The organism is Nocardiopsis quinghaiensis, assembly GCF_008638365.1.
GTDB classification, from domain to species: domain Bacteria; phylum Actinomycetota; class Actinomycetes; order Streptosporangiales; family Streptosporangiaceae; genus Nocardiopsis; species Nocardiopsis quinghaiensis.
The window spans coordinates 330,411-356,308 of sequence record NZ_VWVU01000003.1; the positions used below are offsets into that span (position 1 = coordinate 330,411).

At 72.4% G+C, this 25,898-nt stretch carries 23 protein-coding genes; 9 read left to right on the forward strand and 14 right to left on the reverse strand.

Annotation, left to right across the window (positions count from 1 at the left end; translation table 11 throughout):
- Positions 1–261: 261 nt before the first annotated feature.
- The gene (locus FYX01_RS10245; protein ID WP_150239900.1) at positions 262–1,803 is read left to right on the forward strand and encodes a serine/threonine-protein kinase; all 1,542 of its coding nucleotides are present in this window, start codon (positions 262–264) and stop codon (positions 1,801–1,803) included.
- Positions 1,804–1,809: 6 nt separating this feature from the next.
- On the opposite strand, the gene FYX01_RS10250 is transcribed toward FYX01_RS10245, so the two are convergent.
- Positions 1,810–5,145 (reverse strand): ATP-binding protein, encoded by a 3,336-nt coding sequence (locus tag FYX01_RS10250; RefSeq protein ID WP_150239901.1) that lies wholly within the window; start codon positions 5,143–5,145, stop codon positions 1,810–1,812.
- A gap of 160 nt (positions 5,146–5,305) precedes the next feature.
- On the opposite strand from FYX01_RS10250, the gene FYX01_RS10255 reads away from it, so the two are divergent.
- From FYX01_RS10255 to FYX01_RS10265, 4 genes are all read left to right on the forward strand, one after another.
- Positions 5,306–6,250 carry an alpha/beta fold hydrolase gene (locus FYX01_RS10255; protein ID WP_223830386.1) on the forward strand — a complete coding sequence of 315 codons (945 nt, stop codon included), beginning with the start codon at positions 5,306–5,308 and terminating at the stop codon, positions 6,248–6,250.
- Positions 6,251–6,270: 20 nt separating this feature from the next.
- Positions 6,271–6,417 (forward strand): hypothetical protein, encoded by a 147-nt coding sequence (locus tag FYX01_RS26090; protein ID WP_190394259.1) that lies wholly within the window; start codon positions 6,271–6,273, stop codon positions 6,415–6,417.
- Entirely contained in the window at positions 6,383–6,583 is a 201-nt protein-coding gene (locus tag FYX01_RS26095) for a hypothetical protein (RefSeq protein WP_190394260.1), read from the forward strand. The genes FYX01_RS26090 and FYX01_RS26095 overlap by 35 nt, the downstream gene beginning before the upstream one ends.
- 760 nt (positions 6,584–7,343) lie before the next feature.
- On the forward strand, positions 7,344–8,333 hold the full coding sequence (locus FYX01_RS10265; RefSeq protein ID WP_150239903.1) for an exonuclease domain-containing protein: 990 nt from the start codon (positions 7,344–7,346) through the stop codon (positions 8,331–8,333).
- A 62-nt stretch (positions 8,334–8,395) separates the two neighbouring features.
- Here FYX01_RS10265 and FYX01_RS10270 read toward each other — a convergent pair whose 3' ends face one another.
- Entirely contained in the window at positions 8,396–9,544 is a 1,149-nt protein-coding gene (locus FYX01_RS10270; RefSeq protein ID WP_150239905.1) for a baeRF2 domain-containing protein, read from the reverse strand.
- A gap of 260 nt (positions 9,545–9,804) precedes the next feature.
- Between FYX01_RS10270 and FYX01_RS10275 the strand changes: the two genes are divergently transcribed.
- Entirely contained in the window at positions 9,805–10,677 is an 873-nt protein-coding gene (locus tag FYX01_RS10275; RefSeq protein WP_150239907.1) for an AraC family transcriptional regulator, read from the forward strand.
- 182 nt (positions 10,678–10,859) lie between these two features.
- Here FYX01_RS10275 and FYX01_RS10280 read toward each other — a convergent pair whose 3' ends face one another.
- From FYX01_RS10280 to FYX01_RS10305, 6 genes are all read right to left on the reverse strand, one after another.
- Positions 10,860–11,705, reverse strand: coding sequence for an alpha/beta fold hydrolase (locus tag FYX01_RS10280; RefSeq protein WP_263363740.1), 846 nt, complete (start codon positions 11,703–11,705; stop codon positions 10,860–10,862).
- A 266-nt stretch (positions 11,706–11,971) separates the two neighbouring features.
- Positions 11,972–13,213, reverse strand: a complete 1,242-nt coding sequence (locus FYX01_RS10285) for an MFS transporter (protein ID WP_150239909.1) — start codon at positions 13,211–13,213, stop codon at positions 11,972–11,974.
- 86 nt (positions 13,214–13,299) lie between these two features.
- Entirely contained in the window at positions 13,300–14,151 is an 852-nt protein-coding gene (locus tag FYX01_RS10290) for a cytochrome c oxidase assembly protein (protein ID WP_150239911.1), read from the reverse strand.
- The gene (locus tag FYX01_RS10295) at positions 14,148–14,639 is read right to left on the reverse strand and encodes a DUF2243 domain-containing protein (protein ID WP_150239913.1); all 492 of its coding nucleotides are present in this window, start codon (positions 14,637–14,639) and stop codon (positions 14,148–14,150) included. Before FYX01_RS10295 ends, FYX01_RS10290 begins: the two co-directional genes overlap by 4 nt.
- A gap of 177 nt (positions 14,640–14,816) precedes the next feature.
- A complete protein-coding gene (locus tag FYX01_RS10300; RefSeq protein WP_150239915.1) occupies positions 14,817–15,320 on the reverse strand; it encodes a MarR family winged helix-turn-helix transcriptional regulator in 504 nt (167 codons plus the stop codon).
- Between the two features lie 93 nt (positions 15,321–15,413).
- Positions 15,414–16,091: a hypothetical protein gene (locus FYX01_RS10305; RefSeq protein ID WP_150239918.1), complete on the reverse strand. Its 678-nt coding sequence runs from the start codon at positions 16,089–16,091 to the stop codon at positions 15,414–15,416.
- A 511-nt stretch (positions 16,092–16,602) separates the two neighbouring features.
- On the opposite strand from FYX01_RS10305, the gene FYX01_RS10310 reads away from it, so the two are divergent.
- On the forward strand, positions 16,603–18,213 hold the full coding sequence (locus FYX01_RS10310; protein ID WP_150239920.1) for an alkaline phosphatase D family protein: 1,611 nt from the start codon (positions 16,603–16,605) through the stop codon (positions 18,211–18,213).
- Between the two features lie 138 nt (positions 18,214–18,351).
- Here the strand turns inward: FYX01_RS10310 and FYX01_RS10315 are convergent, their stop codons facing one another.
- Entirely contained in the window at positions 18,352–19,053 is a 702-nt protein-coding gene (locus FYX01_RS10315) for a metal-dependent transcriptional regulator (RefSeq protein WP_150239923.1), read from the reverse strand.
- 123 nt (positions 19,054–19,176) lie between these two features.
- Here FYX01_RS10315 and FYX01_RS10320 point away from each other — a divergent pair, with 123 nt between their 5' ends.
- Positions 19,177–19,992: a potassium channel family protein gene (locus FYX01_RS10320; protein WP_150239925.1), complete on the forward strand. Its 816-nt coding sequence runs from the start codon at positions 19,177–19,179 to the stop codon at positions 19,990–19,992.
- A 133-nt stretch (positions 19,993–20,125) separates the two neighbouring features.
- Here FYX01_RS10320 and FYX01_RS26595 read toward each other — a convergent pair whose 3' ends face one another.
- The 4 genes from FYX01_RS26595 to pabB all read right to left on the reverse strand — a co-directional run bounded on the left by FYX01_RS26595 (position 20,126) and on the right by pabB (position 24,071).
- Complete coding sequence (locus tag FYX01_RS26595) at positions 20,126–20,806, reverse strand: uroporphyrinogen decarboxylase/cobalamine-independent methonine synthase family protein (protein WP_263363741.1); 681 nt, start codon at positions 20,804–20,806, stop codon at positions 20,126–20,128.
- A 17-nt stretch (positions 20,807–20,823) separates the two neighbouring features.
- Positions 20,824–21,228 (reverse strand): uroporphyrinogen decarboxylase/cobalamine-independent methonine synthase family protein, encoded by a 405-nt coding sequence (locus FYX01_RS26600; RefSeq protein ID WP_223830387.1) that lies wholly within the window; start codon positions 21,226–21,228, stop codon positions 20,824–20,826.
- A 136-nt stretch (positions 21,229–21,364) separates the two neighbouring features.
- On the reverse strand, positions 21,365–21,994 hold the full coding sequence (locus FYX01_RS10330; RefSeq protein WP_150239927.1) for a DUF4291 domain-containing protein: 630 nt from the start codon (positions 21,992–21,994) through the stop codon (positions 21,365–21,367).
- 58 nt (positions 21,995–22,052) lie between these two features.
- Positions 22,053–24,071: an aminodeoxychorismate synthase component I gene (gene pabB / locus FYX01_RS10335; protein ID WP_150239929.1), complete on the reverse strand. Its 2,019-nt coding sequence runs from the start codon at positions 24,069–24,071 to the stop codon at positions 22,053–22,055.
- Positions 24,072–24,217: 146 nt separating this feature from the next.
- Here pabB and FYX01_RS10340 point away from each other — a divergent pair, with 146 nt between their 5' ends.
- Entirely contained in the window at positions 24,218–24,466 is a 249-nt protein-coding gene (locus tag FYX01_RS10340) for an SHOCT domain-containing protein (RefSeq protein ID WP_150239931.1), read from the forward strand.
- 4 nt (positions 24,467–24,470) lie between these two features.
- Here FYX01_RS10340 and FYX01_RS10345 read toward each other — a convergent pair whose 3' ends face one another.
- Complete coding sequence (locus FYX01_RS10345; protein WP_150239933.1) at positions 24,471–25,898, reverse strand: sugar porter family MFS transporter; 1,428 nt, start codon at positions 25,896–25,898, stop codon at positions 24,471–24,473.

The window sequence follows — 25,898 nt, forward strand, 5'->3', positions numbered from 1 at the left end:
TGGAATCTCCGGGCGGGTCACGCTCACTGGATGGAACACCCACTACCCGTGCGGGTACCTCTGACACACCGGAGGCGGGAGGCGTCGGAGGGGTCGGCCTCCCGGCGGGGACCGAAAAGGACTGGTTCCCGGGGGACGCATCCCCGGCCCGGAGTGGACGGGGATGTCACTAGACTGACGCCCGGCACGCGGGAAACCCTCTGTCCCTGCGGGCTTTTCCACGTTCAGGGGCCGCAGCGGCCCACACCCCCAGGGAGTCCCATGCGGGCCGAGCCGCACCGCGTACTACGTGACCGTTACCACCTGATGGCCGAGATCGGCCGGGGCGGGATGGGCAGGGTCTGGCGGGCCCACGACGCGCGGCTCAACCGCACGGTCGCGGTCAAGGAGATCCTCCTGGGCCCGGGGCTGGACGAGGACGAACGCGACCGGATGGCCGCCAGGGCCCAGCGCGAGGCGCAGGCCACCGCCATGGGCGGCCACCCCAACATCGTCACCGTGCACGACATCGTCGAGGACGACGGGCGTCCGTGGATCGTCATGGAGTTCCTCACCGGGCGCTCCCTGCACAAGCTGGTCCGCGAGAAGGGGCCGTTCGACGCCCACGTGGTCGCCAGGTGGGGGCTGGACCTGCTCGGTGCGCTGACCACCGCGCACGGGCAGGGCATCACCCACCGCGACGTCAAACCCGAGAACGTCATGGTCACCGAGACCGGTCGGGTGGTGCTCACCGACTTCGGCATCGCCACCATCGCCGACGCCACCGCCCTCACCCAGACCGGCGGGATGGTCGGCTCCGCCGCCTATCTGGCCCCCGAACGGCTGGCGTCGTCCCCGGCCACCTCGGCGAGTGACCTGTGGTCGTTGGGCGCGACCCTGTACCACGCCGCCACCGGGACCTCCCCCTTCCGCAGGGAGGCGGTCTCCGCGACCCTGCACGCCATCACCTCCGAGGAGCCCGCCGACCTCCTGGAGCACGGGCCGCTGAACGAGACCGTGCGCGGCCTGCTGGTGAAGGACCCGGAGCAGAGGCTCGACGCCGCGCGTTGCCGCGTCCTGCTGTCCGCCGTGGCCGGGCGGGGAGCCGGGACGAGGACCGTCCCGCTGCCCTTCGCGGGCTCCCCGCCACCACAGGCGGCGCCTGTGGCCGTGCGGCTGTCCTGGCCGGTGGTGGTCCTCACCCTGGGCCTGGCCTCGGTGGTGGCCGCGGCGACGTTGCTGGTCGCGCTCGATGCGTTGGAGGAGGAGCCCGACACCGTCGCGGCGGCCTCCGAGGCGGACGCGGGAGAGGAGGCCTCCAGTGAGGGCGGGGCGGAGGAGACCACCGGTGAGGGCGGGGAGGGCGGCGACGTCCCCTCCGCGCAGGGGATGACCTGGAGGGAGGAGCCCCAGGGCTTCGCGATCCTGGTTCCCGAGGGCTGGATCCGCCGGGTGGACGGGAGCGCCGTCTTCTACGACTCCCCCACCGACGGCTCCTACCTCCAGGTCGACCTGGCCCAGCACCCCACCGACGACGAGTACCAGCACGTCCTGGACCAGGAGGAGAACGTGCGCACCTCGGGGCGCATGCCGGGCTACGAGCGCCTGAGGATCGAGGACGTCACCGAGGCCACCGACTTCCACTCCGCCTCGGAGTGGGAGTTCACCTGGAACAGCGACGGCCAGGTCCGCCACCTCCTGGCCCGCAACATCACCGTGGCCCCGGGAACGTACTACACGCTCGCCTGGGTGTCCCCGGAGCCCTCGTGGGCCTCCCAGGAGGAGGAGCGTGTCGCGGCCCTGGAGTCGTTCGTCCCCGCCTGAACCGCCTCAGCCCAGGCCGTCCAGGGCCCTGCGGGCGTCGGCGCTCCAGTGCGCCGCCCCGGCCCTGTCGGCCACGCGCAGGGCCTGGCGGTAGTGGCGGGCGGCCTGGTCGCGGTGCCCGAGCGCGCGGGCGAGGTCGCCCAGGTGCTGGGCGACGGGCCCCAGGGTCAGCAGGCCGCTGCCCGCACCGGCCAGCTCCCCGCGGGCGGGCAGCAGCCGGCGGTGGGCGAGCTCCATCGCGCCGCGGTGAGCGGCGGTGGTGGCGGCGCGTGCGGCCAGACAGGTCAGGACCTCCTGGAGCAGGCCCGGTGGTGCGTCCGGCACCGGCTCCTCGCAGGCGCCCGGGCGGGCCAGCGCGCGGGCCCAGGACGCGTAGGGTCCCCAGTGCTGTTGGAGGTCCACCGACGCGGGTTCGCCCTCGCGCACGCGCAGGCACAGCAGTGCCAGGGGCAGGATGCCCTCCTCCATCCCCGGCATCCCGCTGCCGGCCAGGTGTGTGCTCGCGGCGCGGTAGGCGGCCTCGGCCTCGTCCACTCGTCCGGCCGCGGTCAGCCGCAGCGCCCCGTACCAGCGGGTGAACACCCCCACGAGCGGGATCTCGTACCGTGCGCCCAGCTGGTCCGCGGCCGCCGCGTGGACGTCGGCGGTGGAGAAGTCGGCGAGCGCGCTGTGGGCCTGGAGGAGGACGAGGTGGCCGAGCACCTCGAAGGTCACCAGGTGGTGCCGGGCGGCCAGCGCGACCAGCTCCTCGCCGATCTCCACGCGGCGGGGAGCTAGCCCCGCCCGCTCGAAGGAGTGCATGAAGCGGGCGTTGAGGGCCAGGGCGAGCAGCGCCGGATCGTCGAGTCCGCGGGCGATCCGCTCGGCCTGGTGGGCGGCGTGGCGGCCCCGCCCGCCGGAGGCGGCCCGCAGTTCCAGGGCCAGGGTGCTCAGCAGGCGGGCACGCAGCCGCCGGTGCTGTCCGGGCAGGGCGGCCAGGGTGCGCTCGGCCGCCTCGGCGACCTGGCGGGCCAGCTTCTCGTTGTCGTTGCGGGTCCAGACGGCGGGCACGTCGAAGGCGGTGATGACCTGCGCGGTCAGGTCCGCATCGCCCAGTTCCTCGGCCGCGGCGACCGCTTGGGCGCGGTGTCGGCGGGCCTCCTCCAACCGTCCGGTCACGGCCAGTGCGCGCACCATGCCCATCACCGCCTCCAGGCGGGTGCGCTGGTCGGCCCCGCCTGAGCGGGCGTGTGCGGTGACGGCCTCCCGCCACAGCCGGGCCGCCTCGTGCGGGGCGAAGCGCTCCTGTGCCCGGAGCGCCGCGAGACGTGCGTGGTGCGCGGCCCGGGCGGCCGTGGCGCGGGTGCCCGCCCGGCCGAAGTGGTGGGCCAACCAGGCGGAGCGGTCGGGGTGGAGCGCCTCGATCGCCTCGGCCACGGCCGTGTGCCAGCGTGCCCGGCGAGGCCGGGAGATGTCCTCGTACAGGGTGTCGCGCACCAGCACGTGCGCGAACCGCAGCGAGCGGGTCTCGCCCGGACCCGGCGGGTCGGCCCGTTCGGTGAGCAGACCCGCCCGCAGCGCCGCCTCCAGGGCGTCGAGCAGCTCCTCCTCGTCCGGTGACAGGGCCGCCAGGATGTCGGGGTCGACGTCGCGGCCGATCACGGCCGCCTGCCGCAGCAGGCGCTGGGCCGGACGCGGCAGCGCGGCCAGGCGGTGGCGGATGACGTCGCGGACCCCGGCGGGGACCGCGTCCAGGGCGGCGCCTCCCTCGGCGGCCAGGAGCCGGGCCAGCTCGCGGGCGAAGAAGGGATTGCCGCCGCTGCGCCGGTGGATCGTGCGCAGGGACCGCGCGTCGACGTCGTGGTCGACCAGGTGGCGCACGAGTTCGTCCGTGGCGGCCGCGGGCAGGCCGCCCAGGTAGACCCGGGCCGGTTCGTGTGGGGCCAGGCGGGCCAGGGCCTCGGCCAGCTCCGGGCCGATCTCACCGGCGCGGTGGGCTGCGACCACCAGTACAGGTCCGGGCAGGGGTTCGGCGGCCAGGGCGGTGACCAGCTCCAGGGTCTCCCGCCCGGCGTGGTGCAGGTCGTCGAAGACCAGGAGGACGGGGCCTCGGCGGGCCGTGGCGGCCAGGAGCCGGGTGGCCTCGCGCAGGGTGTGGAACCGGGCCGCCGCGGGATCCGTGGCCGGGTTGTGGGCCCTGGCGCCCTCCGCGCCGGTGTGCCCCTCGGTGAGGGAGCCGTTCGGTGCCGCCCCGCCGGGGTCACCGGTGTCCGTGCCCGTGAGCGCGGCGGTGATCTGTGTCCAGGGCCAGGTGGCGGGTGCGCCGTCGTGTTCGGGGCTGCGGCCCCAGGCCGTGGTCCACCCGCGTGCGGCCAGGCGCCGGGTGAGGGCGTGTGCCAGGGCCGTCTTGCCCGCTCCGGCGTCGCCGGAGACCAGCGCCACCCTGGCCGTGTCGTGGGGCGCGGCGGAGGCGGCGGTCTCCTCCAGCAGCTCCAGTTCCCGTGTCCTGCCCACGAACGGGTGCGACGGGGGCCCGGGCGGGCCGGGGCGCACGGAGGCCGGGGCGCGGGGGGTCAGGCGCGGTGCCTGGGCGAGGACGTCGGCCTCCAGCCGCCGCAGTTCGGGGCCGGGGTCCACGCCCAGCTCCTCCAGCAGGGTCTGGCGTGCCCGGCGCAGCGCCGCCAGGGCCTCACCCTGGCGGCCGGAGCGGTACAGGGCCAGCGCCAGTTGCCGCCAGGCGTCCTCCCGGAGCGGATGGGCCAGGGTGTGCGCCTGCAGGTCGGGGACCGCCTGCCCCTCCCGGCCCAGGTCCAGCAGCGCATCGATCCGCCGCTCCACGGCCAGCAGCCGCAACCCCTCCAGCCGGTCGGCTTCCGCGCGCGCCCACGGGTGGGCGGAGAGCTCGGCGTAGGCGGGCCCGCGCCACAGCGCGAGCGCCTCCTCCAGCCCGGCCAGCGCCTGGTGGGCCCGGCCCTGGGCGAGCAGTGCGCTCCCGCGCGCCACGGCCGCCTCGAAGCGTCGGGCGTCGACCGTCTCCGGGGTGGTGCGCAGCGCGTAACCGGGAGGGGCGGTCACCAGGAGCCGGGCGGGCTCTCGCGCGGGCCGGTCCGGTTCCAGGGAGCGGCGCAGCGCGAAGACGAAGGTGCGCACCGCCGCCACCGCGCCGTCGGGGGGCTCGGGCCACAGGTCCGCGACGAGCCGGTCCACGGGTACGACCCGCCCCTCGGCGATCAGGAGACGCGCCAGCACGGCGCGGTGCCGCGGCCCTTTCAGGTCGAGCGCACTGTGTGTGCTGACGGCTTCCACGGGGCCCAGAACGCGAAAGGACACCGCCACCGCCGCGTCCGTCGCCTCGCCCGTCATGGCGGCCAATCTATCCGGCGAGCCGCCCCGGCCAGGACCGTTGGCGCCCGTGCTCATCCGTCGCTCACCGGCTGCTCATCGGCTCCCGGCAGGCTCGTGCGCGACCGCGTCCCCGGGGTTCTTCGGGGGCGCCTCACGCAACCGACCGGAAGGAAGCCCCGTGGAACCCAGAATCCAGGGATTCGACTACCAGCGCGTCCCCGTCGCCGAAGGGGTGGCGCTCAACGCCGCCGTGGGCGGATCGGGCAGTCCCCTCGTGCTGCTGCACGGTTTTCCCCAGACCCACCTGATGTGGCGGCACGTGGCGGCCGACCTGGCCGCCGACCACACCGTCATCTGCCCGGACCTGCGCGGTTACGGCGACAGTGACAAACCCGCCGACGCCGACGGGCAGGCCTACTCCAAGCGCACCATGGCCGCCGACATCGTCGCTTTGGCCCGGTCCCTGGGACACGAGCGCTTCGCCCTGGCCGGCCATGACCGGGGTGCCCTGGTCGCCGTTCGCGCCGGGTTGGACCACCCCGAGGCGGTCACCCACCTGGCCTCCCTCGACGTGCTGCCGACCCTGGACATGTGGGAGGTGCTGAGCGGGGCCTCGGCGGCCGTGGGCTTTCACCTGTACCTGATGGCCCAGCCGCCCGGCCTGCCCGAGCAGCTGATCGGCGCCAGCCCGGACGTGTTCTTCGGGCACTTCCTGGACGTCTGGGTGCGCGACCCCGGGGCGATCCCCGCCGAGGTGCGCGCCGCCTACCTCACGGCCTCCCGTGAGGCCGTGCCCTCCATCGTGGCCGACTACCGGGCCTCGGCCGGCGTCGACGTCGAGCACGACGAGACCGACCGGGCGGCCGGGAACCGGCTGCGTATGCCGGTGTCGGTGCTGCAGCAGGACTGGGGCGCGGCCCTGGGCTACGACGCCGCCGCGGTGTGGCGGGCCTGGGCGCCCGACCTGCACCACAGCACGGTGGCCTGTGGCCACTTCATGGCCGAGGAGGCCCCGGCCGAGGTGGTCCAGGCGCTGCGCGCCCTCCTGGGCCGGTCCTCGACCTGCCCGGGGCCGGTGGGCGGCGTCTGCTGCGGGTCAACTTCTGCGACCAGCACACGCTGACCCGCGACCTGGGACGGCCGGTGCGCACCCACCTGGGCCTGGACTCGCGGGCCCTGACCAGGGTGCTGTCCCTGCTCGCACGGGTTCCCGCCGCCGGACGTCTGGTCGTGGGCGCGCACACCACAGGTTCGGATGCCTGGACCGTGCTCGCCCGTTCGGGCCCATGACCGCTGGGCGCGGGGGCACGGCCAGTCACGGGCCACCGCGGCCCTCACCGCCTGGACGGTCGGCCTGACCGCGGGGTCGGAGCCGGGAGTGCACCACCTGCACCACCTGGTCGCTCTCGCCGACCTTCCACACGGTCTGGGGATCGCCCTCGGCGGTTCCCGGTGAGGGCGCCGCCATCCACGGGCCCGGCCGATGTTTGCTCCCCGCAGGGCGGGTAGGGCTGGGAGTGCACCTGCGCGCCTCGCGGGCCACGGGGGGCGGCCTTCACGGCCGTGTGGCTCCGGGATGGAACGGCGCGGGTGCGGGGCCGGGCGCCCACGGGGGTTGAGCGCGCACGGCCCGCGCCGGACCGCCGGTATCGGGGGATCCGCAGGGCCCGGCGAGACGCGAAAGCCCCCGCGCGACCAAACGTCGCGCGGGGGCTTTTCTCGTTCCGCCTCAGGTCGCCCGTGAATGCATCGGGCAAAAACCCGTCACTTTCCGTGTTGAATGGCGACCAGTGCAGGTCACCGGGGCACAGGCCCCTGAGTGGGGGCAGGCACCCCCCGCGCCCGCCCCCACGGCCCGCCCAGCTGTCCAGGTGACGCAGCACCGCCAGCACCCGGCGGTCGGGGACGCGGTGGGCGCGGGCGCTGCGGCCCGGGTGCGCGGCGCGGGCGTCCAGGCCGGCGCCCACGTGGTGCAGGGGCCGGTCCAGCTCCCGGTAGGGGCGGACCTGACCGGGGTGGGGTTCTCCGCAGGGCGCGCTTGGGGGAAGGGATGCGCCGGTGTCCCTGTTCTGGTCGGGGGAGTGGGCCGTGCGTGGAGCGGGAGGGCGCTGGTTACGCTGCGTTCGCCACTTTTCCGGGCCGGGGGAAGCGATTCGTGCACGGTGGCGCCCGCGCGCGGATAGCCTCGGTCCGTTCCCTGCTGTAGGAGGTGCTCGGTGTCCCACACCTGGACCGCGATCGACTTCGAGACCGCCAACCACGACCGCGGTAGCGCGTGCGCGGTCGGGCTGGTGCGGGTACGCGACGGCGCGGTCGTGGACCGGTACACCACCCTGATACGGCCGCCCCGGCAGGCGGACTTCTTCTCCCACCACAACACCGCCGTGCACGGCATCACCGCGGCCGACGTCGTCGACGCCCCCTCCTGGCCCCAGGTGCACACGCGCATCGTGGAGTTCACCGACGGAGACCCGCTGGTGGCGCACAACGCCGCCTTCGACATGGGTGTGCTGCGCCAGGCCTGTGCGCACACCGGGCTGTCCCACCCGGCGTGGGAGTACGCGTGCACGCTGGCGCTGTCCCGGCGCACCTGGGTCGGACTGCCCGACCACAAGCTGCCGACGGTGTGCGCCCACATCGGCCACCGGGTGGTGCACCACCACCGGGCCGACGCCGACGCCGAGGCCGCCGCGCACATCATGATCGCCGCCATGGTCCGGTACGGGAGTTCCTCGCTGGCCGACCTGGCCCGCGCCGCCCGGTTGGACCTGCGTCGGATGCAGGCCGCCGCCGGGCACCGGGGCGGGGTTCCCGAGCCCTTCGCGGCCCCGGCCGCGGCGGTGTCCGCGCCCGCGCCGGGAGAGGACCGTTTCGGCAGGTGGCAGCGCGACGCCCAGACTCCTCTGCCCGCCCCCTCCCCCGACGCCGATCCCTCGGGGCCGCTGTACGGGCGCACCGTGTGCGTCTCGGGCGACCTCGCGTCCATGGACAAGCCCGAGGTGTGGCGGCGTGTGGCCGAGGCGGGCGGCCACCCCGCCAAGAACGTCACCAGGAAGACCGACGTGCTCGTGGTGGGCGGTCACGGCGGTGCCGGCAAGACCGCCAAGCACCTGCGGGCCGAGGACTACCGTGCGCGTGGCCAGCGCATCGACTTCGTCAGTGAGGCCGAACTGCTCGCTCTGCTGGGGATGACCACCGGAGCCTGAGCGGGGCCGCACACGGCCGACCGCCCGCCTCCACCGCGGAGGCGGGCGGTCGGCCGTGTCGGTCAGGCCCCGTGTTGTTCGGTGTTGGGAAAGCGCAGGATGGCGCAGGTCCCTTCACTGGTGTGGCCGTGGTCGAGCAGTTCGCTGAACCCGGCGCCGGACGCCAGCGCCGAGCGCAGCATCAGCGCGCTGGCCGGGGCGCGAAACGCCGCGTCCGCGTCGTCCAGGTTCGCCGGGTCGTCGGCGACCAGTATCGGCTCGTGGGGCGAACCCCACAGTTCGGGCTCGCCGTCGCGCTCCGCGCCCAGCAGCAGGGTCTGCACCCGCGCCTCCGAGAGCATCGGCAGGGTTTCCTTGACGTCGTGCACCGCCTGGTCGTTGGCGAGTTTCTGCTGGTAGTCGGCGAGGACGTCGTCGTGGCTGTCGATGACGAAGTCGCGCAGCGCCTCCTCCGCGGCCTCGTGCAGGCGCTCCTCCGCGTCGGGGCCGCCCCGTCCGCCGGATACCAGTCGGATCGGGATGGTCAGCTTGCGCTCACCCAGGTTGTCACGCAGGAAGGCGATGGCCTCCTCGTCTCCGCCGACGAAGATGACCTTGGCGTTCACCTCGGCGACCGCGTCGCGCACGTGCTGGGCGATCCGGCTGGCGTTCTCCCGCCATGTCTCACGGGGGAAGTGCTTGCCGTCGAACCGGCCGTTGTAGCCGCTGAGGACGCCGGGCCCGCCGCGACCCATGGTGTCGATGTTGCGCAGATTGGCTCCGGAGAACTCCTGCTCGGAGACCGGTTTGGTGGAGGGTTTGGCCGTGTAGGAGAACACCTTGGCGTTGACCCGGTCCAGCGCCACCAGGACGTAGGGAAGGTAGCGTCCCCGGTCGGTGACCAGGGGAAGGGGATCGGGAACCGGCATCAGCCGGGCGCGGTTCTGCTGGGGCGGCTCCGAGAGGGTGTAGGCGCCCAGCAGCCGTCCCTCGGAGGCGAACAGGGACTGGCCGTGGTCGCCGAAGGCCCGGGAGGAGCTTTCCCTCACCGCTTCCTCGAGTACGTCCAGGGTGGTCTTGTCGGCGCCCTGGGAGGACAGGTCCTCGCGCAGGTGCCGCCAGCGCAGCTCAAGCTCCTTGCCGGCGTCGGTCCTGTCGCGGCTGGTGTCCAGGTGTACCGAGGCCACCGGAGCATCGCTCTCGTACAGAGGTCGCAGAAAACCCAGGTCCATGTATCCGCGGGGCGTGTGTCCCCGCCCCGCTCACCTCCTTCTCGGGGTCGGTCTGCGGGCCATCCTCGGTTCCATGCTGCTCATGGGGTGCGCGCCACGTCGATACAGACACGCTCCTTGCCCAAGGATTTCCTGGCCTTGGCCTGCCCCTACCCAGAGAGCCGGGAGACAGTGGTGGCCGATCGGAGAGGATCCCCGACTGTCGGGTGCGGTGGGGGCCGTGTCCCTAACGTCGGTGGTGAAGGAGAGGGAGGCACCACATGCTGGACCGGCTCAACCGGGCGCTGGAGAAGGTCGAGGAGGACACCCGGGCGCCAGTGGACGTGGCGGAGATGGCGCGTATCGCGCTCACCTCCGAGCACCACTTCCGCCGCCTGTTCTCGACGCTGGCGGGGATGCCCCTGTCGGAGTACGTGCGTCGGCGCAGGCTCACGCTCGCGGGCACCGAGGTGCTCCGGGGCGGGGACGGCCTGCTCGACATCGCGGTCCGCCACGGCTACGGGTCGGCGGAGGCCTTCGCCCGGGCGTTTCGCGCCATGCACGGCGTGGGGCCGGGTGAGGCCCGCAGGACCGGTGCGGTGCTCAACTCCCAACCGCGGATGACGTTTCGCCTGACCGTCGAAGGGAGCACCACCATGCGTTACCGGATCGTGGACAAGGAGGCCTTCCGGCTCGTGGGACCCAGGGCCAGGGTGCCACTGGTGCACGAGGGGGAGAACCCGGCCATCACCGAGTTCGTCCGGAGTCTGGGAAAGAGTGTCCACCGGAAGCTGGCGGAGCTGTCCGAACAGGAGCCGCACGGTGTCCTGTCGGTGACCGCGAACGTCGACCCGTCCTGGGAGGAGGGCAGCGAGCTGGACTACTACCAGGCGGCGGCCACCTCCTCGCCCGCCCCGGAGGGGATGGAGGTCCTACGGGTGCCCGCGGGCACCTGGGTGGTCTTCCCCTTCTCCGGTTCCTCGGGGAGTTTCCCGGAGTCCCTGCAGCGGATGTGGGCGGACGCGTTCGCGCAGTGGTTCCCCTCCCACCCCTCCTACCGGACCAAGGAGGGCCCCTCGGTCCTGAGGGTGGACTACGGGCAGGACCCCACCTCCGCCGAGGGTGAGCTGTGGCTGCCCGTCGAGCGGGCCTGAAAGCGCCCGCCCGGTGCCCGCGAGGCCCCGGCCCCGGTCGGGGCCGGGCACGGGACTCATCCCGGACGCGTTGTGGTAGTCACCGCACCCCACCCTCCAGCCTCACGCGACCGTGGGGTCGAGCCGGATCCGTGAACCTCGCCCTACCCCAGCGATGCGACCAACGTTGTGGCCGGGTACGCCTAGACGCGGGCGCGGCAGCGGTCCAGGAAGCGGCGCAGTACCTCGTTGAACCGCTCGGGCCGCTCCAGGTTGGGCAGGTGCCCGGCCCCCTCGATGATCTCCACGACCGAGTCGGGGACCATCACGTGCATGGACTCGGTGAAGCCGGGCGGGGTGAACCCGTCGTACTGGCCTCCCACCAGCAGGGTCGGAGCGGACACCCGGCGCAGCAGGGGTACGTAGTCCTGGCGTCGGGCCCGGCCCAGCAGCGCGGCCGCCGCGCCCTCGGGAGGGGCCGCGTACATCATGGCGCGCACGTGGTCGGCCACGGCGGGCAGCTCCCGCGCGTTGTCGGCCGTCATCATGCCCACGAGCATCTCGTCGGCGTAGCCGCGCATGCCCTCGGCGCGCAGCCGCTCGGCCAGCGCCAGGCGGGCGGCCCTGCCCTGTTCGGTCTCGGGGCGGGGGTTGGTGGCGGCCAGGGTCAGCGAGTCGATCCGGTCGGGGAAGAGTCGGTACAGCTCCAGTGCGACCTGACCGCCCATCGACAGCCCCACCACGCTCACCACGTCCAGGTCCAGGTGGTCCAGGAGCGCGGACAGGTCGCGGGCGAAGGTGTCCAGATTGGTGGTTCCGGGCACGACGGTGCTGCTCCCGTATCCGCGCAGGTCGGGGACGATCACCCGATAGCCGCGTCCTGCCAACGCCCTGACCTGCGGTTCCCACATGGTGCGGTCGAAGGGGTGGCCGTGGACGAAGAGGACGGGGTATCCGGCTCCGCGGTCGGTGTAGGTGACGCTGATCCCGCGCACGGAGGCGATGCCCGGGCCGTCACTGTTCGCGGTGTTCGTCGTCTGGTGTGCCACAAGAACCGATGCTATTCACGTGCGCAAGGGGTGCTTTCACCGGGAGGGGGCACACCGGTGGGGCCGGTGGCCGGGCCGCAGGCGGTTCCTTCTCACCTGCGGCCCGAACGCACTGTGGCCCCTCGTCCTCGGGGGCACGGCGTGTCGGGCGCGGCCCGCCCCGTGGTGCCGGAGCGCTCGGCGCCCGCTCACCGGGAAGACGCCCGCGAACGCCGTCGGGTTCGCTCCTGACCTTCCGGACGCGCGGGTCTTCCCCGGCGGATCCCTCAGCGGGCCCCCGCCGAGGCCCTCCCGGAGCGGCTCCGGACCAGGAACAGCGACGCCACCAGGTAGGGAGCGGCGAACAGCGCGAAGGCGGCGCTGTGGCCGGTCAGGGTGAACACCCCCGCGTACAGCAGGTAGGAGGCCGTGGTGAGGGCGTCGGCGCCCAGTCCGGCCACTGAGGTGACCGTGGCCCGGCTGGAACCGGTGATGCGGTCCTGGAGCCGGGCGTCGGCGACCACGCCCGCCGCCTGGCACGCACCGAAGCCCGTTCCGAGCAGGACCCACCCCGGTGGACCCGCGAGCAGGGCGCCGACGGCGATGGCGGGTGCGGCCAGGCCCAGAAGGAGGGCGAAGGCCCCCACGGGCAGGCGGGAGACGGGGCCGGCGAGCAGGCCTCCGATGGTGATGCACACCCACACCACCAGCACCACGACGGGCACCGTGTCGGTGGGGACGCCGGCTTCGACCGCCAGCAGGGGGACGTACTCCTCCAGCATCGTCCAGAAGGAGGAGACCACGACCACCAGCATGACCGCGCCGCGCACCCGGCGGCTGGAGCGGGCCTGGGACAGCCCCTCGCGCAGGGCGGTCCGGTAACCGGGAGGCTGCCCCTCACCGGTTTCGGAGCCGTCGGCGTGGTCGGTGGCCGCCGTGCCGGCTCGGTGTTCGGGCAGAGCCAGCGCGGCCAGGGCGCACAGCACGCATGCGGCGATGCTGCCCGCACCGATCGCGGTGTAGCCGCCGTGGGCCATGACGGGGATCGCCAGCAGGGTGGCGGCTCCGACGGCGGCCACGTCCAGGGCGCGGGCCACACCCATGACCTGGGCGTAGCGGTCGGTGGCGCCACGGTGGCCGAGTTCGGTGTAGACGAGGGCTTCCAGGGCCCCGGAGGCCAGGGCCCCGCCCGCACCCCACAGGACGAAGCCCGAGGCGAAGGCCCAGTAACCGGGCCAGAGCAGCCACAGCGAGAACCCGGCGGCGGCCAGGAGCGGTGCGGCGGCCAGCAGGTGGCGGCGGGGCACCACGTCCGCCCAGGCTCCGGCGGGCACGGACACGGCGACCGAGGTCAGGGACCAGAGCACGAACAGTGAACTGATCCGGGTGACGGACAGGCCGCTCTGGTCGAACAGGACCGCGTACAGCGGGTAGAGGAGGACGAACTCCCCCAGTGCCGCGTAGGCGTACAGGGGCCAGGTCAGGCGGGACGCGTGCGTGTGGGGTGCACGCGGCGGCAGGGTGGTCATGGAGGTCTTTCGGTCGAGCGGAGGAGGACACCGGGGTGGGGATCGCCCGGTGGGCCCCGCGCTCGGGCCGAGGACCGAGGAAGGACTTAATGTCGCTGGAACATGGCTCCAGGATAGGCTCGTGCGCCGCGTTCGACCAGGGGGCGGGAGGTACGGGCCCGGCGGCGGTACCAGACGGTGAACAGGGCCACGACCAGGAGTAGTTCGGCCAGGTCACCCCCGTAGTACATCCACTGGGCGGCCTCCTCCGCCAGCGCGGTGTGTGCGGCTCCCGGCGGCCAGGTGTGGGGATGGGCGTAGAGGAGTTTGGCCAGGAACGAGTGCGCGGCGATGGCCAGGAGCAGGACCGTGAGGCGGGTGGCCATGCCGGGACGGCGCGGTGCGGGGTCGGGCCCGGCGATGGACCAGGCGAACAGGTAACCGGCGGCGAGGTAGTGCAGGTGGACCAGGGCGTGTACCGCTGGGTGGGTCTGCGTGGCCGCGTGCACGGGGGTGAGGTGGACCAGGTAGAGGCCGCCGGTGTCGAGCAGCAGGGCGGAGACCGGATGGCCCAGGACGTGCAGCGGTCGGCTGCGCAGCACGCGGGCCACCGGGCGGCGCCGTGTGGGTGGCAGGGTGCGCAGGGTCAGGGTGAGGGGCGCGGCCATGACCAGTGCCAGGGGCGCGTACATGCCGATGAGCAGGTGCTGGAGCATGTGGACGCGCGGATCGTGGGCGGTGTGTGCCAGGGGCAGCAGGAGGGCGGCGGCCAACAGCACCACCCCCAGGGTGAAGGAGGCCGTGCGCAGACCGTTCCAGCCGCGCGGTGCGCGCCGTGCCCGTCGTGCCGCGGCGGTGTAGGCGACCAGGGCCAGGGCGAGCAGGAGCAGGACCGGTACCGGGTCCCAGGTGGGGACGGCCGGGGCGGCGCCCTCGTGCGGGGGGTGGGCCGGACTCATCGCGGGGTGGTCGGGTGGCCGGTACCGGGAGCGCGGCGTGACCGCCAGGCCGTGACCGCTCCGGCGATCAGCACCAGCACTGCCGTGCCGTTCCACGCCAGGTCGTAGGGCAGCAGGTCGACGCCGTAGCGGATCTGGTGCAGTCCCAGCACCTTGTGGTCGATGATGCCGTCGAACAGCTGGAAACCGCCCAGGCCCAGCAGCAGTCCCGCCCACGCGGCACGCCGGTGCAGGGCGTGGCGGCGGCACAGGTCGGCGAGGAGGAAGAAACCCGCGACCAGTGCGACGAGTTCGCCGGCGTGCAGCAGCCCGTCGGACATCAGCGCCACCGTCGGGGTGGAGCGGTCGTAGAAGTGGTGCCAGGCCAGGATCTGGTGGAAGACGATCTCGTCGACCGCGGCCATCAGGCCGATGCCGATCACGGCTGTGGCCGCCAGTGACCGGCCCCACCGGGTGTCGTACTCCTTGCTCCTTCTTCCCGTTCCCATGCAGGTCCTTGTGTCTGGAGGGTCGCGCGGTGTCCGCGGGAGCGGCTGACGGTGCGTTCACCCTCAGGCTCGGAGCTTTTGGGGGACCCACCAGGTGCTCCGTGCCCACGATGCCATCGACGGCTCGGCGGAGAACGGTGACGCGCCGGAGACGGGCCGGTGCCGGCGGAGGGGGCGTCAGCCGCCGTGTAGCTCGCGGGCCCATGCCTCCAGTCCGGCGGCGAATCCCTCCCGCTGGTTCGGGGAGAGCCGTTCGAAGGCGCGCAGCAGCGGCCGGGCCCTGCGTGCCGTGAACGTGCGCATGAGGCCGCGGTGCTCCTGGGCCAGGGACACCAGGACGCGCCGCCGGTTGGCGGGGTCGCTGCGGCGCTCCACCAGGCCCACCCGGGACAGGTCGCCGACCAGTTCGCTGACGGTGGACAGGCCCACCTCCAGGCGGGAGGCCAACTCGCTCACGCCGAGTTCCTGTCCGTGGGCGAGCTGTGCCAGTACCGCGCCGTGGCGGGCGGTGAGGTGGTGTTCGGTGAACAGGCGGCGCAGGGCCTCGGGCATCTCGGAGCGGGCGCGCCGGTAGTAGGTCTCGATCAGGGGCACGAAGCGCAGCGCTCCCTCGGCCAGTGCGCGGTCCGGTACGCGTGTCTCGTCCTCTGTCCCGTCCCGGTCCGCCGCTTCCTGGTCCATGGGGCCGATGTTATCGGGGCCGTGGCCGGTCAGCGGGCAGCAGGCGGCCCCGGTCGCCAGGGCCTGACCGATGCCTTGGCGTCCGGGGCCGGCTCAGGCCGGACGGTAGAGCACGGGAAGGGCGGTCATGCCGTTGGCCCTGAGCCTGGCGCGGACGAACCGGTGGAAGCTGGGCCTGGGCAGCTGCCCGAGAAGGAAGGAGGCCGCGCCCGCCGGCAGGCGCGCGTAGTTGACCAGGGGGAAGGGCGACTCCTCCAGGGCGCGTAGCGGTGTGGAGTTGTCGACGCCGGTCTTGGCCGTGTACCAGCCGGTCAGTTCCTCCCACACGCCTACGGCCGTGTCGCCGTCGGCGGCGCGGAAGTGGTTGAACAGGTAGGTTCCGCTCGCGGGGTGCTCGGTGTCGCCGATGCGGGCGGGGTTGTGGGCGGGCATGACCAGTTCGGCGCCGAGCCCGTCGGGGGCCGCGGCCCGGCGTACCCCGTCCGGGACCTCTGGCGAGACGGTCTCCACGAGCATGGTGACGTCGAATCCGGGGGCTTCCTTCAACGGCGGCATCAGGACCGCCTCGAAGACCCGGGCGCGCAGTACGTCAAGGCGCTCGGTCAGGGCCCGTGCCAGGGACAGGCACTCCTGGACGGCGTCGTCGCGCTCGGCGCTGTGGCGCGGGAGGGAGCCGTGGGGTGGTGCCACGGACAGGGCGACGTAGAGGTAGCCCGAGGGTGAGGGTGCGCGGAATCGTGCCTTGGGGTAGGCGGTCTTCTCCGGTGCCATGACCGGTCTCCCTTCGCTACGGCACATCATACTTCGGATATCCGAAGTGTTATGGTCCGAGGGTGCCGAACCCCCCGCTCGCGCGGCGCCGAGCGAGCGTGAGCCCGGTCAGCTGCGCCCACCGGGACCGGGCCGTCCCAGGCGGACGAGGTACTCCTGCCGGTTCAACGGACCGCCGTCGGTACGGGTCCGACACGGCGGGGCAGCGGTCACCGGACGGCTCCCCGCCCCGGCCCCCGGTCAGGCCGGGCAGTGCGCTCTGGAAGGTGGGTGTGGACGGCGCTGGACACGGTCTTCCGGCGGACCGCGGCCAACAGGTTTTTCATCTCCCCGGCGTGTTGGGCCCCTGACCTGTGTCGCGACAGTCTGTCACCTGCTAGTTACCCATAGGGGGCCAACGTTCACCACGCGGTGGTTGGGACGTTCTGCCTTCTGTGGCCGGATGGAGCACGGTCCCCCGCCCGACCCGACAAGGGGTCGGGTTCCCCCGCAACCTGTCAGGAGACCGTGCATGCCGGGAACCCCCCACACCCCCGCCTCCGTCCCCGCACCTGTCCCCACCCCCGCCGCCCCGGCCGCGCGCACCAGCCGGCGCCAGGTCCTGGTCGGCGGCGCGGCCACCCTGGGCGCCGTCGCGCTGGGCACCGCGTGGAGCACCGAGGCCCGCGCGGACACCGCCGCCCGGCCGGGCCGCGTCGTCGAGCCCTTCACCCTGGGCGTCGCCTCGGGAGACCCCTTCCACAGCAGCGTCGTGCTCTGGACCCGTCTGGCCCCCGACCCCCTCGCCGAGAACGGCCTCGGCGGCATGCCCGACCGGCGGGTGGAGGTCGAGTGGCAGGTGGCGGAGGACGAGGGCTTCGGCCGCGTCGCCGCCTCCGGGACCGCGGAGACGGGTCCCGACGCCGCTCACTCGGTGCACGTGGAGGCCGAGGGACTGCGTCCCGGAGCGGAGTACTTCTACCGGTTCCGCGTCGGCAACGAGATCAGCCCCGTGGGCCGCACCAAGACCGCTCCGCCTCCCGGGATGCGGCTGGACCGGTTCGCCTTCGCCTTCGCCAGCTGCCAGAGCTACATCAGCGGCCACTACACCGCCCAGGCACACCTGGCCGAGGAGGACCTGGACCTGGTCGCGTTCCTGGGCGACTACATCTACGAGTCGGGCGCCCAGGGCGACCTGGGCCGGGGCCATGTGCCGCCGGTGGAGGCCCGCACCCTGACCCAGTACCGGATCCGGCACGCCCAGTACAAGAGCGACACCAACCTCCAGGCCGCGCACGCCGCGTTTCCGTGGGCGGTGGTCTTCGACGACCACGAGCTGGAGAACAACTGGGCCGACGAGCAGTCCCACGGGGAGGACATCCCGGCCGAGGAGTTCCTCCGTCGGCGCGCCCAGGCGATGAAGGCCTACTACGAGCACATGCCGCTGCGCCGCGCCCAGCGGCCGAACGGCCCCGACATGCGGCTCCACCGCAGGCTGGCCTTCGGCGACCTGGTGGACATGCACCTGCTCGACACCCGCCAGTACCGCGACCCGCAGGTGGGCGACTCCGGTCACGGCGACCCCTCGCGCACCCTGTTGGGCGCCGCACAGAAGCAGTGGCTGTTCGAGGGGCTGTCCTCCTCGCGGGCCCGCTGGAACGTGCTGGCCCAGCAGGTGTTCTTCTCCCAGCGCGACTTCCTCGACGGTGAGGCGAGCAACTTCAGCAACGACGCCTGGGACGGCTACCGCGTCGAGCGCGACGAGGTCCGCGACCAGCTGGCGCGCACGCGCAACGGGGTGGTGATCACCGGTGACGTGCACGCCAACTACGTGTGCGACGTCAAGGCCGACTTCGACGCCCCGGAGTCGGCGACGGTGGCCACCGAGCTGGTGGGCACGTCCTTCACCAGCGGCGGCGACGGCGCGGACCAGAACCCGGGTGACGCGGTGCAGCTGCGGGAGAACCCGCACATCAGGTTCATCAACCGCAACCGGGGCTACGTGCGCAACGTCGTCACGCCTACCGAGTGGAGGGCCGACTACCGGACCGTGGACTACGTGAGCGAGCCGGGCGCGCCCATCAGCGACCGGGCCCGGTTCGTCATCGACGACGGTGTCGCGGGCGTGCGCGCCCAGGGGTGAGGCACCGTAGTGGTGTGTCCGGTCCGGGGCCGGTCGGCGGGGGTGCGCACCCGCGGCTGGTTCCGGACCGGGCGTCGGCTCAGCGGCGCCGGAGAAATGATGTCTTCCTTCGTGCGGTGACGATGTTTCGGAGAATCCCTATCCGTTACCGTCAGTGCTGATCCACAGGGCCTCGGCGGCCACCAGGCCCAGGGACTGGGAGCGCTCGGGAGAGTCCTCGTCCGGGCGCACGTTGATCTGCATCGATCCGGCGAAGGGCCGGCGTTCGACCACCTCCACGCTCATCCCGATGCCGATCTCGATCTCGGCCAGGTAGCGCAGCAGGTCGGGGTCGGTGTCGTTGACGCGCACGATCACCCCGTGGACACCCTTGTCCGCCTCCGAGAGCAGCACGCTCTCGTGCTGGATGATGTGGCCCTCTCGGGTGGGGATGGGGTCGCCGTGCGGGTCGACCACCGGGTCGCCCAGGTGGGTGGCGATGCGGTCGACGAACTTGTCCGAGACCACGTGTTCGAGGATCTCGGCCTCGTCGTGCACCTCGTCCCAGGAGTAGTCCAACTCGGCGACCAGGTAGGTCTCCAGCAACCGGTGGCGGCGCAGCACCGAAAGCGCCGCCTTGGTCCCGGGCTCGGTGAGGGTGACCGCGCCGTAGCGCCGGTGCTCCACCAGGCCCAGTTCGCTGAGTTTGCGGAGCATGCCCGACACCGAGGAGTTGGACACCGACAGGCGCTCGGCCATACCGGAGATGGTCACCGGCCCGGTGCCGCGTTCCTGGAGGTCGTAGATGACCTTCACGTAGTCCTCAACCGACGTGGACGGTCGTGTCGGTGCGTTTTCCATGACCGTAACCGTATCGCGGACCGCTCATCGGCCACCATTTGTGCACCGTGCCCGTGGACGGACCGGAGCGGTTCGCCCCTCCCCCGATTTGGTCTGGGCGGAAGCGTTTGGTCGAATCGGAGGGTGGAACAACACAGCACATCCTCTCCCAGTCCCCCCAGGTCACAGGAACGTCTGACCCGCTGGCGGTCCGTAACCGAACTGCCCCTGGTCGGCGCGGCCCTGGCCTTCGTCGCCGCCTACGCCTGGCCCATCCTCGACCCCGGCCTGTCGCAGAACTGGCGGGAGTTCTGCGAGATAGTCCTCGTGGCCGTGTGGGTGGTCTTCGCCGCCGACTACGCCACGCGCCTGTACCTGGCGCCGAACCGGTGGACGTTCATCCGCGGGAACCTGCTGGACCTGATGATCGTGGTGCTGCCGATGCTGCGCCCCCTGCAACTGGTCCGACTCCTGACCGTCCTGTCGCTGCTGCACCGCCACATGGCGGTGTCCCTGCGCGGGAACGTGATCCTGTACACCGCGGGTATCACCGTCATCATGCTCCTCATGGCCTCGTTGAGCGTGCTGCGAGCGGAGCAGGACGCCCCCGGCGCCAACATCACCACGCTCACCGACGCGTTCTGGTGGTCGCTGGTGACGGTGTCCACCGTGGGCTACGGAGACTTCTACCCGGTCACCGGCACCGGTCGTCTGATCGCCTCCTTCCTCTTCATCATGGGTATCGGCCTGCTCGGTGTCATCACCGGCACGCTGTCCACCTGGCTCGTCCAGCGCGTTGAGGACGGCTCCGACAAGCAGGGGCAGGAGGCCGACACGGCCACGCGGGAGCAGCTGATCGAGCTCACCGAGCAGGTCCGTGCGCTCAGGGCCGAACTGGGCCGCACCACCGAAGAAGCAGCCGAACCGGTGCCGCCGGACCGGCCGGAGGCGGCCCCCTGAGTGAGTGCAAGACGTGGGATCGGCGGCGGGGCCGGTGGTCCAGTGTCCGGGGTATGAGCGAACACCACCCCCGAGCGTGTCCCCGCGCGGCCCCGGCGAACGCGCACAACGCCCCGGGCGAGGGCCGCTCCGGTTACCCCCAGACCTCCTGGGCGGTCTCCACGATCAGCCGCAGCTTGGCGACCTGCTCGTCGTAGGTCAGGTCGTTGCCCTCGGAGGTGGAGGAGAACCCGCACTGCGGGGACAGGCACAGCTGCTCCAGCGGGATGTGGCGGCTGGCCCGCTCGATGCGCCGCTTGAGCTCGTCCTTGCTCTCCAGCTCGCCCCTCTTCGTGGTGACCAGGCCCAGCACCACGTACTTGCCCTCGGGGACGAAGCGCAGCGGTTCGAAGCCGCCCGAACGCTTGTCGTCGAACTCCAGGAAGAACCCGTCCACGTCCAGTTCGTTGAACAGTTCCTCGGCCACGTAGTCGTAGCCTCCCCTGGCCACCCACGAGGAGCGGAAGTTGCCCCGGCACAGGTGCGTGGTCACGTTCATGCCCTCGGGGCGGTCGGCCAGGGCGGCGTTCATCTGGCGGATGTAGCGCATGTGCAGCCGGTCGCTGTCGTCGCCGCGCTCGTCGAGCATCCCGCGCTGACCGGGGTCGTTGAGGTAGGCCAGGCTGGTGTCGTCCAGTTGCAGGCAGGTGCAGCCCAGATCGCCCAGCGCGCGTACCTGCGCCGCGTAGGCCGCCGACAGGTCCGCCCAGAACTCCTCCTGGTCGGGGTAGACCCGCGGGTCGATGGAGGCCGATCCGCCTCGGTAGTGCACCATGCTCGGCGAGGGGATGGTCAGCTTGGGGGGTTCGGGTGACCGTCTGGCGCAGGAAGGTGAACGCCTCGGCGAAGACGGGCCGCTCGAACCGGATCCTGTCGGCGATCCGCAGTCCGGAGGGGGGTGAACTCGATGTCGCCCCGCTCGTTGTGGAAGGTGACCGTCAGCTCGTCCCGGACCTTGGACACACCGCCCAGCTGGTAGATGAAGTCCATGTGCCAGGAGGCCCGGCGGAACTCGCCGTCGGTCGCCGACCGCAGTCCCACCTCCTCCTGCGTGCGCACGACCTCGCGAACGGCCTCGTCCTCGGTCGCGCGCAGTTCGTCGTCGCCGATCTCACCTCTGGCGTGGCCGTCGCGCGCTCGCAGCAGCTCCTCGGGGCGCAGGTGTGTCGTTGCCCGGTGACCGGGGCCGGAGGACACCGCGGTCCCAGGGCTGGCACTCCGGATCCGGTGCGACGGCGACGCCGAGTACCAGGGGCCCGCCGTGCCCGGCCAGGCCGGGCACGGTCTCGTCCAGGGCCCGGCACAGGACGGGGCGGGTGCGGATCCGTGCCGCTCAGGCCGTGTGGGTGTCCTCCTCGCGCGCGGTCGGGGCGGGGCGCAGGTGGTCCAGCCCGTGTGGCGCGACCGGGTAGGGGCGCTCGTCGGGCAGCAGCCGGGCGGCGGCCTCCGACTCCCCGGCCTGGACCAGGGTGTGGATCCGGTGCGTGAGGGGGGTGACGTCGGTGATGGAGACGATCGACTCGTCGGCGTAGCGGCGCGAGGCCTCACCCGCCAGCCCCAGCTGCAGGGAGCGGTGCTCCAGCGGTCTCAGGTGCAGGTCGCGTTCGGGGTCCCACTGCACGCGTGCGGGGTTCTCGCGCAGTTGGCGCTTCCACGCCTGGCGGTCGGCGTGCACGTTCGCCGTGAAGTGCGACAGGCAGGCGTTGCGCAGCGCCCACTCGAACCCCGCGCGGGTGATCTCGACGGCAAGAATCGTCTCCTGGTCCTTCTTGAGCCCCCACCCGCAGCGGTACGCCATCCACAAAAAAGAGGGCTTGATCCAGGTCATGCGCCCGCGCTTCCATGCGGAGGGGAAGCGGCCGTCGCGGGCGGCGGGCACGCCGATGGACGGGCTGTAGGCCTGGTAGACGGTGACCGTGGCGTCGGTGTGGCGTGCGCGGATCTGGTGTCGGGGGATGTCCATGGGGCTCAGCGTGCTGGCCGGGACCCGGCCGCGGCAAACGGTTTTTCCGCCTCGGCGGTCAGTGCCCGTGGGCGGGTACGGCGGCCTTGAGGAGCATCTCCTCGTACTCCTCCCGCGGATCGGAGTCCAGCACGATGGCCCCGCCCGCACCGATACTCAGCTCGCCCTCGGCCAGCACGGCGGTGCGGATGACGATGTTCAGGTCGGCGGTGCCGGAGGAGGACACATAGCCCAGCGCGCCGGAGTAGATTCCGCGTGCGGAGGGCTCCAGCCGGTCCAGGATCTCCATGGTGCGTTCCTTGGGGGCTCCGGTCATCGACCCGCCGGGGAAGCAGGCGCGCACCGCGTCCATGGCCGACACCTGCGGACTCAGCCTGCCGCGCACGGTGGAGACGAGCTGGTGCACGGTGGCGTAGGACTCGGTGTACATGAACGCGGGCACCCCGACGCTGCCCACCTCGCACACACGTCCCAGGTCGTTGCGCAGCAGGTCGACGATCATGAGGTTCTCGGCGCGGGTCTTGGCGCCGGTGCGCAGCTCCTCGGCGGTGCGCGCGTCGATGGCCGGGTCCGGGTGGCGGGGTGCGGTGCCCTTGATGGGGCGGCTCTCGGCGTTGCGTTCGGCGTCCACGCGCAGGAACCGCTCGGGTGAGGCGCTGAGCACGCTCGTCGCTCCCAGGCGCAGCAGGGCGGCGTAGGGCGCGGGGCTGGCGGCGCGCATACGACGGTAGGCGTCCAGGTCGCCGCCGGTGTGGGGCAGGCGCAGCCGGTTGGTCAGGCAGATCTCGTAGCTCTCCCCGGCCGTGAGCTGGGCCAGGCACTCCTTGACGTCGGCGACGTAGTCCTCGCGCGGGCGTTCCAGCAGGGGGGCCAGGTCGGTGGCCGGCGCGGGAGGGGCGGGCGGGTCCAGGGGCGGCAGGTCGGTGAGGGCGGCCAGGGTCTCCTCCAGCCAGGCGTCGCCGTCGGGGAGGCCGTCGGCGCACACCGCGTAGGTGCGGTTCCGGTGGTGGTCCACGGCCACGAACCGGTCGCAGCGCAGCCACACGGCGTCGGGATGGGTCGAGGTGTGCGCGTTGGCGGCGCCGCAGTCGGCCTTGAGTTCGTAGCCGAGGTAGCCGACGTAGCCTCCGGTGAAGTCGAAGGGCAGTCCGGAGGGCGAGGGGTGGGGGACGCGGCGGTCCAGGGCGTCGAAGATACTGCCGGGCTCGGTGTGCTCGGTGCCGTCCGCGGCGTGCACGCGGACGGGGCCGCCGACCCGGTAGGTGAGCACCTCGCCGGTGGCGGTGCCCAGGAAGGAGAAGCGGGCGGGGCCCTCGGGGCGGGAGCTGTCCAGCCAGAACGCGTACTCGGCGTCGCCGTACAGGTGGGCGAAGGCGGCCTCGGTGTCCACGGCCAGGGGGAGTTCGCGTGTGCGGGGGGCGGGGTCTTCGCGCGCTTGGGCGGGGCGTTGCCGAAAGGGCCGGGCCTGAGCCGGGGGAGGGTTGCGACCCGCCGTGATGTGCGGGCGGGCCAGGTCCAGGAAGTTGGCGACCGTCTGCGCGCCGAACTCGCTGGCCACCGACTCGGGGTGGAACTGCACTCCCCAGCGGGGCAGGGCGCGGTGTTCCAGTCCCATGACCACGCCGTCCTCTGACCATGCGGTCGCGGTCAGCGGTTCGGGCAGGGGGTCGGCGACGGCCAGGGAGTGGTAGCGCACGGCGGTGAAGTCCTGTGGCAGGCCCGCGAACAGGCCCGACCCGGTGTGTCGGATCCGGGTCAGGTGGCCGTGGCGGGGCTGGGGGGCCGAGACCACGTCCGCCCCGGCCAGGTGGGCGATGGCCTGGTGGCCCAGGCACACGCCCAGGACCGGCAGGCGGGTGTGGTTCAGGAGTTGGGGGGCGCGGCCCAGGTCGCGCGGGTGCTGGGGACGGCCCGGTCCGGGTGAGAGGACCACGGCGTCCGCGTCGGCCGGGTCGCGGGCGTCCCAGCGGGGGTCGTCGTTGGTGAGCACCTCGGGGGTCTGCCCCAGGACGCGCGCCAGGAGCTGGAAGAGGTTGTACGTATACGAGTCGTGGTTGTCCACGAGGAGGACACGCATCCTGCCCCTTTCGTCCGGATCGCGGCACTCCAGGTTACGGCGGTCCGGACGAGGGCGGTGGTCCACAGAAGCGAAGTGCCTCTGGGGAAGGATCCCCGAGCGGGGTACACAGGGAAGTAAGAACGGTTTCCTCGTGAGGAGTGGAGATGACCTACATGATGGCCACGCTCGTGATCCTCATCATGGTGGCGTTGGGTGTCTTCTTCGTCGTCACGGTCGCGTCCGTGGCGGGTACGGCCGGTGAGAGGCGTGCTCGTCCGGGGCGGAGTCCCTCCCCCGCCGCGCCCGGACAGCAGGCCCTGGACGCGGCGGAGGAGGAGTTGCGGTTCAGATACGCGCGGGGCGAGATCGACCGGGAGGAGTTCCTCCAGAGGAAGATCGACCTGGAGCGCTGAGCCCTCAGCCCTGCATCTCCTCCAGGGTCTTGCCCTTGGTCTCCTTGACGAATCTCAGCACGAAGAAGAACGACACCAGCGCGAAGAACGCGTACATCGTGTACGTGCCGCTCAGGCTCCAGTCGCGCAGGCTGGGGAAGCTCACGGTGATCAGCCAGTTGGTGAGCCACTGGGTCGCGGTGGCCACGGCCATCGCGGCGGCACGGATGCGCAGCGGGAACATCTCCCCCAGCAGCACCCACACGACCACACCCCACGACAGCGCGAAGAAGAGCACGAACAGGCTGGCCGCGGTCAGTGCCACCGCACCCCACTCGAACGGCAGCGACACCTCCTCGCCCCGCACCACCGCGTGGCTGAAGGCGTAGGCGGCCAGTGCCAGCGAAACCGTCATTCCGGCCGAACCCACCAGCAGCAGCGGTTTGCGGCCGACCCGGTCCACCAGCAGGATCGCCACGAACGTACCCACGATGTTCACGATGGAGGTGAACAGGCTCAACAGCAGGGAGTTGGTCTCGGCCACGCCCACCGACTGCCACAGCGAAGCGGAGTAGTAGAAGATGACGTTGATACCGACCAGCTGTTGGAAGGCCGAGATGGCCATACCGATCCACACGATCGGCAGCAGACCGTAGCGGCCGGTCAGGTCGCTCAGCTTCGGTTTGACCTCCGAGCCCAGCGCCTCACGGATCTCTCCGATGCGCTGATCCACCCGGTCGGGGCCTCCGCCCTCCACCTCGGCGAGGATGCGACGGGCCCGGGGCACCTGTCCTACACGGACCAGGTAGCGGGGAGACTCGGGGATGAGCAGGCTCAGCCCCACGTAGATCATGGCGGGCAGGACCTCGATGCCCAGCATCCACTGCCAGCCCTGGACCGGTCCCAGCATGTTGCTCGCGCTGCCGTCGGCCATCTGGGCGATAGCGAAGTTGACCAGCTGTGAGGTGGCGATGCCCAGAACGATCGCCAGCTGCTGCAGTGACGCCAGCCGACCGCGGTAGGCGGCCGGTGACACCTCGGCGATGTAGGTCGGGGCGATGACCGAGGCCAGGCCGATGGCGACACCGCCCAGGACCCGCCAGGCGGTCAGGTCCCAGATCCCGAACGGAAGCGCCGAGCCGATGGCGCTGACCGCGAACAGCACACCGGCGACCTGCATGGTGCGGATACGGCCGACCCGGTCGGCCAGGGCCCCCGCTGTCGCGGCACCCACCACACAGCCAAGGAGCGCTGAGGCGACCGTGAAGCCGAGCGTGGCCGGTCCCACGCCGAAGCGCTCCTGGATGGCCGGTACCGCGCCGTTGATGACGGAACTGTCATAACCGAACAGGAAACCGCCCATCGCCGCGGCGGCGGCGATCATCGTCACGTGGACGATGTTGGCCTCGCCTTCGGGGACTCTCCCGTACCCGGTCTCTCTGGCTCCGCTCAC

What these genes read in the sequence shown, in the direction of transcription:
- FYX01_RS10245 (WP_150239900.1), top strand. Translation starts at nt 262, where the DNA reads ATGCGGGCCGAGCCGCACCGCGTACTACGTGACCGTTACCACCTGATG.
- FYX01_RS10250 (WP_150239901.1), bottom strand. Translation starts at nt 5,145, where the DNA reads ATGACGGGCGAGGCGACGGACGCGGCGGTGGCGGTGTCCTTTCGCGTT.
- FYX01_RS26095 (WP_190394260.1), top strand. Translation starts at nt 6,383, where the DNA reads ATGCCTGGACCGTGCTCGCCCGTTCGGGCCCATGACCGCTGGGCGCGG.
- FYX01_RS10270 (WP_150239905.1), bottom strand. Translation starts at nt 9,544, where the DNA reads ATGGACCTGGGTTTTCTGCGACCTCTGTACGAGAGCGATGCTCCGGTG.
- FYX01_RS10275 (WP_150239907.1), top strand. Translation starts at nt 9,805, where the DNA reads ATGCTGGACCGGCTCAACCGGGCGCTGGAGAAGGTCGAGGAGGACACC.
- FYX01_RS10285 (WP_150239909.1), bottom strand. Translation starts at nt 13,213, where the DNA reads ATGACCACCCTGCCGCCGCGTGCACCCCACACGCACGCGTCCCGCCTG.
- FYX01_RS10290 (WP_150239911.1), bottom strand. Translation starts at nt 14,151, where the DNA reads ATGAGTCCGGCCCACCCCCCGCACGAGGGCGCCGCCCCGGCCGTCCCC.
- FYX01_RS10295 (WP_150239913.1), bottom strand. Translation starts at nt 14,639, where the DNA reads ATGGGAACGGGAAGAAGGAGCAAGGAGTACGACACCCGGTGGGGCCGG.
- FYX01_RS10300 (WP_150239915.1), bottom strand. Translation starts at nt 15,320, where the DNA reads ATGGACCAGGAAGCGGCGGACCGGGACGGGACAGAGGACGAGACACGC.
- FYX01_RS10305 (WP_150239918.1), bottom strand. Translation starts at nt 16,091, where the DNA reads ATGGCACCGGAGAAGACCGCCTACCCCAAGGCACGATTCCGCGCACCC.
- FYX01_RS10310 (WP_150239920.1), top strand. Translation starts at nt 16,603, where the DNA reads ATGCCGGGAACCCCCCACACCCCCGCCTCCGTCCCCGCACCTGTCCCC.
- FYX01_RS10315 (WP_150239923.1), bottom strand. Translation starts at nt 19,053, where the DNA reads ATGGAAAACGCACCGACACGACCGTCCACGTCGGTTGAGGACTACGTG.
- FYX01_RS26595 (WP_263363741.1), bottom strand. Translation starts at nt 20,806, where the DNA reads ATGGTGCACTACCGAGGCGGATCGGCCTCCATCGACCCGCGGGTCTAC.
- FYX01_RS10330 (WP_150239927.1), bottom strand. Translation starts at nt 21,994, where the DNA reads ATGGACATCCCCCGACACCAGATCCGCGCACGCCACACCGACGCCACG.
- pabB (WP_150239929.1), bottom strand. Translation starts at nt 24,071, where the DNA reads ATGCGTGTCCTCCTCGTGGACAACCACGACTCGTATACGTACAACCTC.
- FYX01_RS10340 (WP_150239931.1), top strand. Translation starts at nt 24,218, where the DNA reads ATGACCTACATGATGGCCACGCTCGTGATCCTCATCATGGTGGCGTTG.